Consider the following 16273-nt stretch of genomic DNA (forward strand, 5'->3'; position numbering starts at 1 on the left):
CCAACGCCGGTGAGTTAAGGATCTAGATAAGCAACAAGGTCCCCGCGGGAGACTGGCTTCGACCAAGAGAACCATCGCCCTGGAGACCTCGTTGCCTGGCCATGCTGCCACCGTGGGTGCCACCCCTGCCATACCGTTGCTGTCCTTATCTGGCGAGCACCCCTTGGACCGTCTCGGTTTGGGGGCGGTGCCGGATCTGTTGCCGGCGCAATTGATCGATGAAGTAATCGCCGAATGTGGGCGACAGCAGCAACGAGTGCGGGCGCTACCCGCGCGGATCGCCTTGTACTTCACCCTGGCCTTGTGGTTTTGCCCTGGACAGGGATACGCCGAGGTGCTGCGGGTACTGTTCCGGCAGCTTCGACACCATCTGCGCGTCGGTCTTTGGCGCATTCCGACAGTCTCGGCGGCGGTCAAGGCCCGTGGGCGCCTGGGTCGGGAACCGCTCAAGGCATTGTTCAGGCGCTTGCGCGGGCCGCACGCCGACCCTAGCGAGCCGGGCATGTCGATGTTCGGCCTCGAACTGGCCCTGCTGAAGGTCTCGGTGGATGGCACCAGCCTGAACGTGGCCGACACCGCGGCCAACCGAGCCGCCTTCGGGGCACCGCCACGAAACGGGAAAGGAGCGACCGGTCCCTTCCCGAAGATCCGGCTGCTCACCCTGATCGCCTGCGGGACCCGGACGATCGTGGACGCCGTGTGGGGTCCCTTCGCCACCGGTGAGTTGACGCTCCTTGGCAAGCTGGTTGGCCTGGGGGCGCTGCGGCCGGGGATGCTGGTCTTGGCTGACCGCTACTTCTCCGGGTACCCCCAGGTCGCACAGGTGATCGCGGCCGGCGCCGACTTAATCTTCCGCGCCCAGAACAATCGCCGCTTGCCGGTGCTCGCCGAGTTGCCCGACGGCTCGTATTTGTCGGTGTTACCCGCAGCGAACCTGCCAAGCAAGGGCGACCGGCACCGGGCTGGCGGTGGGCATTGCCCCCGCTTGGGCCTGAAGAAGCGTCAGGCCAGGGGACTGCGGATCCGAGTCGTCGAAGCCGTCATCACCGTCGTTCCCGAGCAGGGCGAGCCCCGCGTCGAGTCCTACTTGCTGATCACCACCTTGCTGGATCCGGCGGTGGCGCCGGCCGAGAAGATCGCGGAGCTTTACCACGAAAGGTGGGAAAGCGAGACCGGCTATGCGGACCTAAAGACCTACCTGCGCGGTCGCCAGCACATCCTGCGCTCGAAGAGCCCGAATGGGGTGGCGCAAGAACTCTATGCGCTGTTGATCGTCTATCAGCTCGTCCAGATTACGCGGTGCCGAGCCGCTCGAGCCCACCCCGACCAGACCAACCTCGATCCTGACCGGGTCTCCTTCACCGTCACCCTGCGGGCGCTGGCCCGCAGTATTGGGGAGATCGCCGCACCCGGCCGTCTCCTGCGCGACGTCTTCGAGGAAGTCTGGGGACAGCCCTTACTCCAACGACGCGCCCGAGCCAAACCTCATGAACTCAAGGGCACGCCCGCCTTCACACGGGCCCTCCAGCGGACCCCGCCTGGCCGGGTCGCCTACAAGATCACCACACGAAAACCGCCAGTATCTTCGGCTTAACTCACCGGCGTTGCGGGAAACACAAGCACCACGGCGGCAACATCCAGGTCATCTCCGCCCCCGACGGGTGGCCGCTGTGGGTCTCCAACGTCCGCCCCGGCCGCGAACACGACATGACCTGCGCCCGCGGCCACGGCCTCATCACCGCCCTGGCCGCCGTCCGCGACCACCTGCCGACCCTGGCCGACCTGGGCTACGAAGGCGCCGCAGACGTGATCCACGTTCCGGTGAAGAAGAAGCGCCACCAGCACAGGCTCAGCGACGACCAGCACACCTACAACAAACTGCTGCGAGGGCTACGCGGGGTTGGCGAGCGCGCGAACGCTCTGCTCACCGTCACCTTCAAGGCCCTGCGCCGGGTCAGCCTCGATCCCTGGCGCATCGGGAAGATCACCCAGGCGGCACTCGTCCTGCTGCATCACGAGCACGACTGGACCATCTCGGCATCACACAACGTGATCTTCAGTTACTGAGAACAGTTCAATGACCCAGTAGTTACCCGTGTCTGGTCCGAGCGCAGGGCCGTCAGGCCCGAGAACCGGAAAGCGGCACGCCTGCATGACTGTCCGCTTGCCAACGGGAGCCGGTCACAACCCGGGAAACTTCGGTCTGCTCCGGCGTGTGGCGGCGAGTATCGGAGTTGAGGGACTTTCCGCTGCTGTACGTCTTTCCGCTGGCATGACATCTTGAGGCCAGATCGGGAGATGGAGAACGCTATGCGCGCCACTGGGTGGAACAACGGCAGCCACCACCCATACGGCTCCGGCTACGGTCTACGGATCTCACCGTTGACACGCGCTTGCACAGCGGCTGTTGACCATGCTGAACATCGATCCCACCCGGCCCCGCTGGCCGGCTCTGTGATCGGCACGGCCAGCCATCGCGGCATTCACCTAAATGCGAAGAACAGGTCTAGCGAGCGACGAAAAGACGGCCGTCCGTCGTGAGGTCAGGCCTGGGGAATTGTGGCAAGTAGTGCCGGAAGAAGAGAGCGGACATCAGCTCTTCACGGCTGTTGACGCCCACACGTTGGTAGGCATTGGCTAGTTGCTTGCTGATGGTGTGCTCGGATCTCTCCAACTGCCTGGAGATCTGGATGATCGAGCGGCCGTGCAGGACCAGTTCGATGATCCGGCGTTCCGCCGGGGAGAATCCGTAAATGTCGAGGATCAGCGGGACCAGATGGTTCGGTTCGCCCCGTGCCAGGGACATCGCCACGCCATTGGTACCGCCGACGGGAACCGACCAGGCCCGCAGCGACATGAAGCGTCCCGATGGGATGGGAACCAGGCTGTGCACCTCGACGCCGGGCGGCAGGCCGGTAGCGCGAACAGCAAGGGCCTGCAAGGCATAGGGGAGCGGGCGGTCGCCGTCGTTCTGATACTCAGCCAGCCAGCGGTCCGCAGAAGGACTGCTGCTATGCAGATCCAGGGACGGGCCCAGGGTCAGCCGCCCCGGCGCGTCGGGCAGTTCACCGGTGTCGATTCCCGCCAGGACAAGGGATTGACGAAGCGCGGTCGCGGCCGGAACGGCCAATGCGCGAGCGATATCGAGTTCCTGGGAATCAAAACCGGGCGAACCCGCTGCCCGGCACCACACCAGGAGACCCCATACGCGTTTCCTTTCGCGAAGGACGACGCGGAGTTCGTCGGCCAACCCCAGCGGAGCCAGAATGTCCTGGTAGTACGCGCCGGTCAGAGCCTCCGGTGTACGACTGAGGAGATTGACGCGGTCACGATCCACCGCGACCAGACGCAGGTGACTGGGATGGTCCTGCTGGACGTGTTCCAGTTCGAACAGTCTCCGCATCGAACCCTCCGGAAAACCCTCCCGGTGGATGCCACCGGTATCGAGGAGGGTCGCCGGGTCGAGCATGACCGCGCACCAGACGTCGGCGGGCACTGCGGCGAGAAGAGCCTCCGACGCGGCCTCCAGCACAGCGAGCGGGCTCATCGCGTGGAGGAGCGCCTTCTGCAAGGCCTCGATAGTCTCAGCCGGACTCCTCCGGCGGCGCATTACCACAACTCCAAGGCTCGCACAATGGGAGAATTGGAGTAACTCGCCTGTCGTTTCCACGACGTAGCATTGAGGACAGCGAGTACATCGGAATTGAGAAATACCGCCATTGAACTTACGCCACCCGATCATGTTTCTCATCTGACCTGCCACCATTATGACGAGCATCGGTGCCGCATGTATCACATCGAGATTCGGATTTCTGGGCGACGCCACCCCCGAGGTTGGATCATTCCCTCAGCCACACGGGCGGTCGTCCGTGGATGAACGAGAGTTCCATCGAGCGTGCCAAGACGAAGTGAATCGCTCCCGGTCTGCCGTCGTGGCGTTGCGGGATCGCCTGAACACGCTTATCGGAGAACTCGGCACCCTCGCCTTACCGGACGATGACCCAATGGAGCGGGAGTTCGCTCACCTCGTCTCAACAGTCACCGCTGAGCTGAAGAAGATCGTCAAAGAGCGCATGCACGATCTGGACTCGTTCAACATCGTGTTGTTCGGCCGAACGGGAGCGGGAAAAAGCTGCCTGAAGAACGCCTTCACGGGTGGCGACGGCACGGGCGCTTCACTGGACGGCAAGCCCGACTGCACCACCAAGGTGCAATCGGAGCGGTGGGGTCCGATTCAGGTTTTCGACACGCCGGGCATCGGCGGATCCATGGACCAGATCGACCCCGAGGAACTGGAAAAGGCGCGCCGCACGGCGGCCTCCGCTGACGTGGTCGTCCTGTGCTTCGACGACTCGAACCAGCGGGCATTGGAGTTTCAGACAGTCGCCCGGTGGATCGGCGACTATCAGAAGGTCGTCGTCGCCGTCCTCAACGTCAAGAATCCGAAATGGCGCCTGCTTCACACGCCTACGATCGCGACCCAGGTCGCCGACCATGTCCAGCACATCCGGGAGGAGCTCGCGCGCATCGGGCTCGTCCGCGTTCCGGTGATCGCGTTACACGCCCAGAACGCTATGTTCGCCAATGCCGCGAGCCCGTACCAAGGGCCGCACCCGCAGACCTGTTCGGCAAACCTCGCGGCGTATGGCGCGACAAGACTGTTCGATCTGTCCAATATGGCCGTGCTGGAGGAACTCCTCACCGAACTCATCCGGCTGGGCGGCGCGGAACTCCGGCTCGGCTCGACACACCGGTTCGTTACGGCATCGGTGGCAAGGGCGGCGTCCGGTTTCCGGCGATTACGCGAAGAACAGGGACGGCTGGTCGACGTGCACGAGCGCGGCATAGCCGAGACCATCGAGATCCTCGGTCGTCCCGAATCGGAGGAACTCCTGACCTCGCTCACCGAACTGGAGAGACTACGAGGTTCGCAATTCGAGGACCCGTACTCGTCTCGTGCCGCGCGGTTCGGTGACGATCTCCTGGCGAGCCGCCTGACGCCGCTGGAGCGAGCCGCCCACGAACGTGCCTTGACGTTCATCGAAGAGGCCATGGCGGCGCGCACCACCCCTGCGGAGAGAGCCTTCGAGAAAGTCGTTTTCCGGGACGAAGAAATGGAGATGGCGGCCGAGGCGGCGCTGAGAGACTTCCACCGCTTCCTCGAGCGTAGCTTCGACGTCGTCGTGCACGATGTGTACCAGGAATTCAAGAACCAGAAGATCCCGCCCGTACACATCAACGCGGCGCGCGGCAAATGGCTGTATCGAGCGGGAATCGGCAGCTCGGTGCTGGGAATCGGCACGACGGCTGGCACGGTGTTCGCGGGATTCATCGCGGCAAACATCTGGAACCCGCTCGGCTGGGGCGCCCTCGGCGTGGCGGTCATCGCGGCCGTCGCCGGACTCGCGTTCGGCGTTGCCGGGGAAATGAGCCGTACCAGAGCAACGCGCGAGCGTGAACGCGCGCTGGCCTCCGCCCGCGCATCCGCCCGCGAGGCCGTCCAGCGCATGTTCACCCTGCTGGGTGAACGGATAGCCGTGGAGTTCGGGAAAGTCCAGCAAGCCGTGCTCGCCGAGGGCGTCACCTCACCGGTCGCCGATACGATCAGGCGGCGCGCGATCATGGGACGTTGTGCCGACGGCGAAGCAGTATCGGCCCGCTTCCACGAGGACGTGCCCGGCGCTCCGCACGATCCGCAGCGGCGGGCCGAGGAGGCGGTCCAAGCCTGCGAAAGCCGCAGGGGGATCAGCAGCGCGTGGGGGCGGCGCGGGCTTTGGCTCGGCGAGACGCTGCCGGACGTGCCGTCGGCGCGGCCGTCAGGGCCACGTGACCCCGACCGCCCGGACGTGACGGCCACGCTGCTGGCATTCGCTGCGTCCCTGCCGTCTGTCCCCCAGGGAGTTTCCCGCGTGTGGATCACCGAGGTCTCCTCCGCTCTCGGCGACGCCGCGCTGGATAGAAGCCTGCGGGAACTGAGCCGCCGCACGGAGCCCTCCATCGTGTTCTGCGGCGACTATGACAGCGGCAAGTCCTCACTCATCAGCCGCCTCTTCGGCGGCACGCTGCACATCAGGATCAGTTCCGCTCCGGAGACGCGGACTGTCAGCGAGTACCGGCACTGGCAGAGTCTCACGCTCGTCGATACGCCCGGGTTTCAGGCGTATGCCTCCGGCCCCAGCCGGGAGACCACGCTCGCCATCGCCACCGCGAGCCTGGTCGTCCTGGTGTTCACCCCGGGACTGACGCTCTGCGACCCCGTCGATCTTGACTGTGTCCTGCGCGGTAACCCCGAGCGTGCCATCCCCGGGCGAGCCGGGCGAACGCTGCTGGTGGTCAACCGCGCCGACAGCCTCGGCCCGGACCCTGAGGGGGCGCCCGCCGAGTTCGCGACCCTGCGCGAGCGGAAACTGGAGCAACTTCGCCGCGACGTCGTGCGCGGCGGGCATGGCGTCTGCCTGGCCGCCGCGCCATACGGCACGTCCACCCCTGAGCCGTGGGACGGTATGCATGAGTTCGCTCTTGGGCTGGCCGGGCTCCGGGAGCAGCTCAAGGTCGATCATGCCGACGTCGCTGTGCTCTCAGGCGGCCCGATCCTGGTTGCCGAGTATGGCGCCCGCCTGTCCGCTGAGGCGACTGAGCTCCAGGGCGCCATAGGCGGGCTCAGCCCCGCGTACCAGAGCACTGACCGTCTCTTCAATGAGGCGGCGGCGCTGGTGAAAGAGCGGAAGGAAGCGCTGTATCACCGCGTGGGACGGCTGATGGACGATCTGATCTCCCGGGCGCTGAGCACAGAGTCGGCAGAGAGCAGGAACGCGCTGATCCACCGCCTGGAGCATCTGGCCACCGACACCGAGTTCGTGGGAATCGGCTCCGACTGGAGCCAGGAGACAATCCAGAAGACGGCCACATTCCTGGACGTCTGTGAACGACGGCTGGCCCGCCAGTTCGATAGGCCCGCCGCACGTGAGAGGTTTCCCGAACTGAAACGGCTCTCGGAAGCCCGTCGGCTCAGCCGCCACGCCGCCTCACCGGCGGCCAAGGCCAGCAATGAGATCGGGAAGATCGCCTTGGTCGCGCAGAAGGTGGAGAAATTCGCCTTGAGCGGTACTCCGGTGGCACGCCTGGTCCGCGGCGCCGGTCCGGCGCTGACCCTGATCACCGGTGGCATCTCGGTCTACCAACTCGTAGTTGACCTGAGGGGCAACGCGCAGCACGAGAGCGACCGGACAAAAGCAATCAAAAGCCTGCATGCGCTTGGCGACGCCTGGGCCGAGGAGGCCATAGAAACCGACGCACCGCTTCTCCAGCTGGCCGAGCACCGTGACTGGTTGAGATCCGTGGCTTTCGCCCTCGCGACCGAACTCGGACAGCTGGAATCCGACGTGGCACATCTGCGAGAACGGATGGCAGCTTGCGCAAACCTCATCCATCGCGCCGAGACACTGCTTGGCGCCGACCCTCAGAAGGTGGAATGAATATTCGCGAAGCGATTGCGCTGATTTTGGGGCCGGACGCCCTCACCATACCCCCGCACGAGGTCAGCCACCCATGCGTCGTCGTCTACGGCCCGTACGACGGGGGCAAGACGTCTCTGATCAAACGGCTGCTCGTCGAGGACGGCACGGAAGCGCCTTCCTGGCTGACCGTAGGCGCGCAGCCCGAGACATTCGAGTCCGGCAGCCTGACCTCCGGGGGGCTGACCTACATCGACACGCCCGGTCTCGCGGGACGCTCCGCCGAGCACGGCCGACTCGCCGATGAAGCGTTGTCCTCCGCCGACCTGGTCCTCGTCGTCCTGCCGCAGCAACGTGTCGTTGAAGATGCCAGAAAGCTGGCCGAACTGGCCACGGCGGGATTCACGCCCGAGACGACGATCTTGGTGATCGGCCGCTGCGACACCGCCGGCCCAGACCCCGACACCGCTCCCGATGAATTCATCGCATTCTTGGAGAGAAGGCGGGATGCATTGACCGCCGTACTCCCAGCCGAACTGGCTGCCGCGCCCGTCCACCTTGTCGCGGCCGACCCGTACGGGCTGGTCGGCAACGGACCGCAGCCTGACCTTTCCTCATACGCGGAATACCGTTCCTGGGATGGCGTCGCCGCACTTCGCACCCGCCTCAGCAGCCTGAAAGACCGGCTCCCCGAGCTTCGAGCGGCGGCAGAAGCACGGTTCTGGATCAGGCTCGTGGCCGAGGCCCGTGATTCCGCCAGCGAAGAGAGCGAGCGGCTGCAAGCCTACGTTGACGAGGCGGCGGGTCGCCGTGCGCGCACGGAGTTGTTCGAACAGCGTCTCAACGAAATCGACCTGGCCGCATCGGAGACTCTGCGCTCGTCGATCAGCCGAGAACTCCAGGGCATCGTCCGGGTCGCTGCCGGCATGGACGCCGAGGAAGTGCGGACTCGGACCGAGTCTCGGCTCCAGGACTGCCTGACAGCGTGGAGTGGCACCTGGGGAACCCGTCTCAAGGAGTTGGCCCGCGAAGCCGAACACGACCTCGCGCTGGAGGCGATCCGGCTGGAATCCTTAGAGTTCGATCGCTGGACCGAGGACCTTTGGGCCGATCCCCCGCGCGCGCAGTCTAGCCACACAGTGCCATCGACTGAGACGCTCTCCAAGCTCGGCGCACCTCTCACCACCATGACCCGCGCAGGCGTCAAATTGCGGCTCTCCCTCCCAGTCCCGATGGAGGAAGCCCACAAGATAGCCAGGACTCTCACCCATCGCAGGGCCGAACTGAAGAAGGAGTACTTCAGCAAATTCAAGGCGCTCGATCAGCTCAGCTCCACCTACCAAAGCGAAAAGGAAAAACTGGTCAGCCAGTACGGCGAAAGCCTGGGGAACCTCCTCGCCGACAACACCGTTTTCGACAGCTTTCAGGACGCCGAGCGGGCCAGGAAATGGATCGGTGGCCTGGACATCGTTGGCGAGTTCGTCCCTGCGGCTATTTCCTTGGGCGGGCTCCTCCTGGGCCAATGGAACGACCGCCGCGCGGAGCGCGCCGACCGCGAACGCCGAGAAGCTGATCAGAAGAAGATCGACCAGGCCACCGCCCATTTCACCGACAACATCCTCGGCCACCCGACCGGATCAGCCGACGGAACGTGGCGTGCCGCTGTGGCGACCATGCGCACCCGCTTCGAGGAGGACCCCACGCAAGGTCCCGCTGTCGCCACCGCGCAACAGCGCAAAGCCGAACTGGCGACAGCCGTCCAGTATCTCGATTCGCTCTAAGCAGGCCGGGATCCAGGTCAAGGGGCGGTGGCGACGATCGTGTTTCCGCCTAGGAGCCCGTGAGTTCGATCACGGCGTTGGGCGTGTAGTCGCCGTACCCATTTGCCGGAGCCGGAGACTTTGACGTCGCCGGTCCAGCGACGTCGTGGAAGGTGAGGGAGGCCGCCGCGTGCTTGAACCAGGTGGCACAACTTGTAGCCGTCTTGGACTGACGGAAGGTCACCCGATGCGGCGGTTGTGAGGATGTCGCGGGCGGCACCGCCAGCACGGTAGCGAGGTCAGCTGTTCTGGCCGGTGTCGTCGGCGATGTTCTCGGCCGATCTCCCACCCGCCGAATTCGAAGCCCTCTACCGGACAGAGATCAACTCAGCTACTCGCACCCCAGCCAGATAACGCGGCCTCCAACAGACCCGGCGCGGTTCATCGGTTGAGGGCCCGGCGGCGATGGAGTCACGAAACGATACGGCGTCAGCCACCGGTTCATGCCTCATGGCTCACGTCCAACCGGTCCGCTGCTCCTCGACGGCGAGCCAAGGTGTCTGTCATTCAGTGTAAGTAGATGGCGGCCTATTGTGTTTGGTGTGACTTTCGCCGGAAGGTCGTTATTGACCGCATTCCTGGTTTTACCGATGGGTTCTTCATGGCCGGTTCCCGAGACGCACGTCGTCGTCGCCGACGCCGGTATCACCCTGCACGAACGTTCGGAAGACCCGGTCCAGCTCACGGCGGTCGTTCCGCTGAAGCGGGGTGAACCCGTCTACCTTCGGGATTACGGTGACACGTTCACCAAGCGGGACAAGTTCGACGAGATCGTGGCGTCTCCCGTCGGCGACATGGCGGTGGGGATTCCAGACGAGTTCGAAGACGGGTACGACCACGTGGTGTTTCTGAGCCGGACGGGCGATGACCCCATCTGGATCAGGACAACGGAGAGAAGCTCGAACACCGTCACCCCATTCTGGTCTCGTGACGGACGTCGCGTGGTGATGACGACCGAGCAGGCCGGACGCTCCACGGGATTCGTCATCGTTGACGCTCTCACCAAAACGGTCCGCCGGGTGCCGGTGCCGGGAATGGACCGCCGGGCGGTGGTGCGCTGGACCCCGGACGGTCGCTCCTTGGCCGCCCACTACGGCGACGGAGTTCGGTTCTATGCTCTGGACGGCCGGGCGCTTCGAACACTGCCCGGAGTCGGCGCATTCGCCAACGCCGAGGACGTCTTCTCCCCGTCGGGACGATTGTTCGTCACATACTGTCCGAGCGACGAGGATGAGGCGTGCGTCTGGGACGTGAAAACCGGGAAGAACGTCGAACGGGTCCGCGTGACGCTGGAAGACATTTTTGGCTGGTGGGACGAGGAACATCTGATCTGCGCCAAAGAGGATCCCGCCGCTCGCTATCCGACCTACATCGCGCTGGTCGAACTCAACGGTCACACCGCGCGGATAATCGCCGATATCTCTGCAGCAACGTGGAAAAAGCTCCCCTACCTGAGCTACACCCCCAGGTGACCAGCGTCCAATGAGCATGGAGGGCCGATGGAACTGACCGTGACCGTGGAAGTGGGCGACCGGAACGAGCTGCGAGACCTCTACGGCCGCATCAAGGCGGATCGAGGGTTGCGCAGCACGGCACGCCTGGTCGAGGGCGAACCGGCACCCGAGGAACTCAGCACCGTCACGCAGGCTCTGCAGATCATCCTTGGCGCCGGAGCGACGGTGACCGGAATCACCGGCGTCGTCATCGCCTGGCTTCGGCATCGCTCGAGCGAGTTCACCATCCGGCTCCACCGGGGCGGCACCGAACTGGAACTGACGGCCAAGGGACTGTCCACGATGGATTCCGCCCAGATCGCCCAGCTCACGGAAAAGGTGGCGGCGGCGCTCGCCGACCAGCCTGCCAATGAAGAGTGACCTGCCGTTACTTCTCAACGCCGAGGGCTCGCGCGCCCTGGTCATGGGGTCCGGCACGTTCACCGACGGATCGCGGCTCACCGAGATCCCGTCCGTGGCGACCACCGTCGAGGACGTGGCGGCCACCCTCACCGAGTCGTGCGGCCTCGACCCCGCGCACCTGACCACGCTCGCCGACCCAGCCGACCCGGCGCACGTCCTCGCCGGACTGTCGGAGGCCATGCGGGAGGCGTCGCGGGCCTTCCTGTTCTACTACGTGGGCCACGGTCTGCAGGATGATCGCGGTCAGGAACTGCACTTGGCCACGTACGCCACCAAGCGGCCCGCCGAAGCCGTGCCGCTGCTGGAGACCCTGCCCTACGGCGTCGTCGGAGAGATGCTGGCACGTTGCGAGGCCGAACACGTCATCGTGGTGCTGGACTGCTGCTTCTCCGGGATGGCGGCGCCACCGCGTGGGAACGGCACGCGCGGGGGATTCGACAACGTGCGCACGCCCGGGTCCTACCTGCTGGCGTCCAGCAGCCATCTGACGTCGTCGTTCGCACCGTCGGGGAGCCGACATACGGCTTTCAGCGGGGAGCTCATCCGGCTGCTGACAGAAGGCGATCCCACCGGGCCGCCGCTGCTGACGTTGGACTACCTGTATCGCTCACTGACCCGGTCGCTTCCCGCCAAAGGTTTCCCCCTGCCCTACCGGCAGGTCACCGACCTGGGGGATCGTTCTCCGCTGGCGCGTAATCCGGCGTACCAGCCTGACGTGCCGGCGGACCTGCCGCGAGCAGTGACGGAGGACGATCAGGAGAGCCCCTACCGAGGGCTGGCCGCGTTCGGGCCTGGGGATGAGGCGATGTTCTTCGGTCGTGACGAGACCACGGCACGACTGGTCGAACGAACTCTCAGTGACCGGCTCATCGCCGTGGTCGGGGCTTCGGGGTCGGGCAAGTCCTCGCTGCTGCGGGCCGGATTGGCGCCCGAGCTGGAGCGGCGCGGTCACCGTTGCATGATCATGGTCCCCGGTGCTGACCCTCTCGCCGAGCTGAGCACGCAGCTGGCCGATCAGGGCCTGCCTGATCAGGCGGTGATCATCGTCGACCAGTTCGAGGAGCTGTTCACCGCGTCCGGCGACGAGGCAGTCCATGCGGCCTTCGTACAATCGTTGATCGAACTGCCGGCGACCGTCGTGCTCAGCGTACGCTCCGACTTCTTCGGGGCTTGCCTGGCCCTGCCCGCACTGGAACCCGCGATGAGCAGGCCGATGCTGGTTCCCGCGTTGACGACAGCTCAGCTACGGGAGGCGATCGAAAAACCGGCGCGGCTGTCCGGGCTCACCCTGGAGAACGGCCTGGTCGAGCTGCTGCTGGAGGATCTGGCCGGGAGCGCCAACGCGGGCGGCCTGCCGTTGTTGTCGCACGCCCTGCTGGAGTCGTGGCGGCACCGCAGTGGGCGCACCCTGACACTGGCGGCGTACCGGGCGATCGGCGGCGTACGGCGTTCGCTCGCCAACACGGCCGAGACCACCTTCGGCGCGCTCACCGAATCCGACCGCGAGATCGCGCACCGGATGATGTTGCGACTGGTCCACGTGGGGGAGGTCGCCGACACGCGCCGTCGCGTCCGGCTGGCCGATCTGTCCGCCGAGATCGGCACGGCCATCGTGGAGAGCTTCGTCAGAGCCCGCCTGATCACCGCGGACGAACATACGGCCGAGATCGCCCACGAGGCGTTGCTCGACGCGTGGCCACGGCTGAAGAGCTGGATCGTCAACGACCGGGCCCGGCTGCTGGCCGTGCAACGGCTCGACGAGGACGCGGAGACCTGGCGAAGCCAGCAGCACGACGCGGCCTACCTCTACGCGGGCAGCCGCCTGGCATCGGCGGAGGCCGCGATCCCCGCAGACCGGCACGTCGAACTGACCCCACTGGCGCGCGAATTCCTGCAGCAGAGCAGCGGCCGGGCCGTCCACCGCCGCAGGCTGCTCCGCACGGCCGCCGCCACGCTCGCGGTCCTGCTGGTGCTGGCCCTCGCCGCCGGAACAATCGCCCTGCGCCTGGCCGATCAGAACGGCCACGAGCGGGATCTCGCGATCTCCGGACAGATCCTGGGCGCAGCCGAGGACATGCAGGATTTCAATCTCCGGACCCAGCTCGGGCTCGCCGCCTTCGAGATCGCGGACACCCCTGAGACGAGAGGTGCGGTGATCGGGGCCGCGCACATCAATCCGGGGATGCGGGTCACCGGTCATGGCGGCTCAGTGTCCATCGTGGCTTTCACGCCGGATGGGCGCATATTCGCGACCGGCGCTCTCGACGGCCAGGTTCGGCTGTGGGATGTGCGCGATCCCGCGCGCCCCCGTCTTCTCAGCACGATGGCAAGTCCGCGAGGGCCCGTCGAGAGCGTTGCCTTCAGCAGTGACGGGAAGCTCATGGCGGTCGGTGCGCCTGTCCGGCAGGTGGACCTGTGGGATGTGTCCGATCCAGCTCGTCCGAAGCGGAAATCCAGCATCGATCCGGTCTCCTCGAAGGAACCTATAGAGAAATCGCCCGCCGACTTCGTGGCGTACCGCGTGAGGCTGGCGTTCAGCCCTCATCGCCCCACTCTCGTCGTATCCTTTCTCCGCTACACCGGCGAGGCGGCGGTGAGCCTGTGGAATGTCGGTGATCCCGCCCATCCTGTGGGCCGAGAGCTCCTCTCCAACGATGAGAACGTGGCCGGATCTCCGGCCATCAGCGCCGAGTCGATCCTGGCACTGGGCAATCGCGACGGAACGACGACTCTCTACGACGTAGGCGACATCGCCAAGCCGCGTCTGGTCGGCACTGTGCGCGGGCACACGGACGCGGTGAACGCGGCGGACTTCGACGCGAGCGGGCACACGCTGATCACCGCGTCGGGCGACAAGTCGGCGCACATATGGGATGTCACCTCACCATCGGAACCGATCTCATTGGCCCGCATGCCGCTGAACGATTCCGGTGTCGACGTCGCCGTCCACGGGCACTTCGTCGCGACCGGCTCAGGTAACCGCGAGGTCAGCGTGTGGGACATAAGTGCGCCCAGAGAACCTCAGATCATGGCCTATGCCTTGCAGTACACCGAGAAAGGTGACCTGGCCTTCAGCCCTGACGGCCGCTTCCTGGCAACCGGGTCGCGAGACGCTGTGGCCCGCCTCTGGGCGATCGGCGACATTCAGGCGATCACCGGGTACGGCCAGTGGTACAGCTTTGGCGGTGTAGTGGACACGGCCATCGGACGAGACGGTCGCATCGTCGCCAGCGCCGCCACGGATGGCACGGTCGCGCTGACCGATCTGAGCGATCCCCTCCATCCGATCCCGCTGGGGCTGCTCCGCGGCCACAGCGGAGACGTCACCGGAGTCGCGATCCACCCTGACGGCCAACTCCTAGCGATCGCCTCCAGCGACGGCACATCGCAGCTTTGGGACATTCGCGACCCATCACGACCGGTGGCCATGACGTCAATCGATCTTACGTCGTTTGACGACTTCGGCATCTCATCCGATATCACAGGCGTGTCATTCAGTTCCGATGGTCGCCTATTCTCGCTCTCACACGGATTCATGATGGAGATCTGGGAGGTCACGGATCCGGAGCGGCCCATACAGAAATCGCTGAAGTCGCCGCATCTGCAGAACATATTCGGAGGCCTGGCGTTCAACCCCACCGGCCCCTTGCTCGCCACCGCGTCCAACGATTTCACGGCAAAGCTCTGGGACGTCAGCGACCCCTCCCAACCCCAGGATCTCGCCACCCTGTCGGGCCATAGCGGAGCACTCACCCATCTGGCTTTCAGCCGTGACGGGAGAACCCTGGTCACCGGCGCGGCCGATGGAACAGTCCGCGTGTGGGACGTCTCCACACCATCGCGTCCCCGAACCGTCGCGGTGCTCCAGGGACCCGCCGGAGACCTCTACGCAGCGGCTCTCAACAGAAACGGGAGCCGCGTGGCCGTGTCCTCGCAGGATGGGACCGTTCGTGTGTGGGATCTGCACCCCTCATCGCCGCCGGAACTGGCGTTCCTGCTCAGAGACTGGAGTGGACCAGCTCAGACAGTCACCTTCACCCCCGACGATCGCCACCTGGTGATGGGTTCGGTCAGCGGCTCGCTCATCGTCCGCAGACTCGACCTCGCCTGGGCTCTTCGCCGCATCTGCGAGGTCGCGGGCGCACCGCTGTCCCCACAGGAATGGGCTGCATACATCCCCGACCGAGAATACGCCCCACCCTGCCGCTGACATCGACGCAGTACAGGTAGTCGAGGGCGATCGGATAGCTCCACGGCCGGCAGGTGGAGCGGTAGGTCGGTACGCCTAACCTCCCAGGTGACGTTGCCGAGCAGTACGTGATGCCGACGAGGACACCGAGTACTGGCAGTTCTGCTTCGGCCTGCCCAACGACCCGGCGCACCTGGAGCCGCAACTCGACGTTTACCGGAGCGCGTACGCACACATCATGGGCCGCGCCGCCTACGAGGGCATCGCCGGGGCCTTGCCACGGCCACCGACCACCCGTTCTCCGACATCATGAACGCCGCGCGCAAGGTCGTCTTCTCCCGGACCCTGACGACGGCCGAGTGGGCCAACACCACCATCGCCGCTGGTGACACCACCGAAGAGATCGACAAGCTCAGGCGAGGCGGCAACGGCCACATCGTGGTCTGGGGCGGCGTCAGCTTCTGGCGGTCCCTCAGGCGGCTCGACCTGATCGACGAGTTCCGCCTGGACTTGTACCCCTACGTTGCGGGCGAGGGCACCCGACTGTTCGACGACGTCCCCAAGTCCTACCGGCTCGACCTGGTCTCCAGCACCGCGTTCAGCAACGGGACTGTCGGACTGCGGTACCGCCGGCACCGCTAACCCAACGGCCCGCCAGTCCGCACGGAGGCTGTGATGGCTATCCCGAAGGTTGTGTCATCGCAGGAGCGGCGCAGATGGGACAAGAGTCAGCGAACCGGCCCGCGCCGGTCGTGGCGCGGGCCGGATAGTTGGGACTCCGAATTGCTCGTGGTCACGGCATGGTTCCGCGACCGCAGTCAACGCGCCCCTTCGGGTCAGCCGTCGATGGTGCCGCCGTTCTTGAGTGCCGTCACCAGCCTGGTCACCGCCGGG

8 protein-coding genes and 1 pseudogene are annotated in these 16273 nt (G+C 65.6%); 8 read left to right on the forward strand and 1 reads right to left on the reverse strand.

Annotated elements, in window-relative coordinates; genetic code table 11:
• Window positions 1-112 precede the first annotated feature (112 nt).
• Both Amac_RS52585 and Amac_RS52590 read left to right on the forward strand, forming a co-directional pair.
• Window positions 113-1594 carry an IS4 family transposase gene (locus tag Amac_RS52585; protein WP_170322971.1) on the forward strand — a complete coding sequence of 494 codons (1482 nt, stop codon included), beginning with the start codon at window positions 113-115 and terminating at the stop codon, window positions 1592-1594.
• A 14-nt stretch (window positions 1595-1608) separates the two neighbouring features.
• A pseudogene (locus Amac_RS52590) lies at window positions 1609-2067 on the forward strand (transposase family protein); the annotation flags it as partial.
• Window positions 2068-2506: 439 nt separating this feature from the next.
• Here the strand turns inward: Amac_RS52590 and Amac_RS52595 are convergent.
• The gene (locus Amac_RS52595) at window positions 2507-3571 is read right to left on the reverse strand and encodes a helix-turn-helix transcriptional regulator (RefSeq protein ID WP_170323099.1); all 1065 of its coding nucleotides are present in this window, start codon (window positions 3569-3571) and stop codon (window positions 2507-2509) included.
• A gap of 433 nt (window positions 3572-4004) precedes the next feature.
• On the opposite strand from Amac_RS52595, the gene Amac_RS52600 reads away from it, so the two are divergent.
• The 6 genes from Amac_RS52600 to Amac_RS52625 all read left to right on the forward strand — a co-directional run bounded on the left by Amac_RS52600 (window position 4005) and on the right by Amac_RS52625 (window position 16021).
• Window positions 4005-7475 (forward strand): GTPase, encoded by a 3471-nt coding sequence (locus Amac_RS52600; protein ID WP_170323100.1) that lies wholly within the window; start codon window positions 4005-4007, stop codon window positions 7473-7475.
• Window positions 7472-9235, forward strand: a complete 1764-nt coding sequence (locus Amac_RS52605) for a GTPase (RefSeq protein WP_155361941.1) — start codon at window positions 7472-7474, stop codon at window positions 9233-9235. The genes Amac_RS52600 and Amac_RS52605 overlap by 4 nt, the downstream gene beginning before the upstream one ends.
• 581 nt (window positions 9236-9816) lie before the next feature.
• On the forward strand, window positions 9817-10746 hold the full coding sequence (locus tag Amac_RS52610; protein WP_155361942.1) for a TolB family protein: 930 nt from the start codon (window positions 9817-9819) through the stop codon (window positions 10744-10746).
• A 27-nt stretch (window positions 10747-10773) separates the two neighbouring features.
• Window positions 10774-11148 (forward strand): effector-associated constant component EACC1, encoded by a 375-nt coding sequence (locus tag Amac_RS52615; RefSeq protein WP_155361943.1) that lies wholly within the window; start codon window positions 10774-10776, stop codon window positions 11146-11148.
• Complete coding sequence (locus tag Amac_RS52620) at window positions 11138-15400, forward strand: caspase, EACC1-associated type (RefSeq protein ID WP_155361944.1); 4263 nt, start codon at window positions 11138-11140, stop codon at window positions 15398-15400. The genes Amac_RS52615 and Amac_RS52620 overlap by 11 nt, the downstream gene beginning before the upstream one ends.
• A gap of 288 nt (window positions 15401-15688) precedes the next feature.
• Window positions 15689-16021 (forward strand): dihydrofolate reductase family protein, encoded by a 333-nt coding sequence (locus Amac_RS52625; protein WP_218041800.1) that lies wholly within the window; start codon window positions 15689-15691, stop codon window positions 16019-16021.
• Window positions 16022-16273: the final 252 nt, after the last annotated feature.

It is taken from the genome of Acrocarpospora macrocephala (genome assembly GCF_009687865.1).
Lineage (GTDB): Bacteria > Actinomycetota > Actinomycetes > Streptosporangiales > Streptosporangiaceae > Acrocarpospora > Acrocarpospora macrocephala.

Coding starts and splice junctions, on each gene's coding strand:
- Amac_RS52620 (WP_155361944.1), top strand. CDS start 11,138: ATGAAGAGTGACCTGCCGTTACTTCTCAACGCCGAGGGCTCGCGCGCC.
- Amac_RS52615 (WP_155361943.1), top strand. CDS start 10,774: ATGGAACTGACCGTGACCGTGGAAGTGGGCGACCGGAACGAGCTGCGA.
- Amac_RS52600 (WP_170323100.1), top strand. CDS start 4,005: ATGGAGCGGGAGTTCGCTCACCTCGTCTCAACAGTCACCGCTGAGCTG.
- Amac_RS52625 (WP_218041800.1), top strand. CDS start 15,689: ATGAACGCCGCGCGCAAGGTCGTCTTCTCCCGGACCCTGACGACGGCC.
- Amac_RS52605 (WP_155361941.1), top strand. CDS start 7,472: ATGAATATTCGCGAAGCGATTGCGCTGATTTTGGGGCCGGACGCCCTC.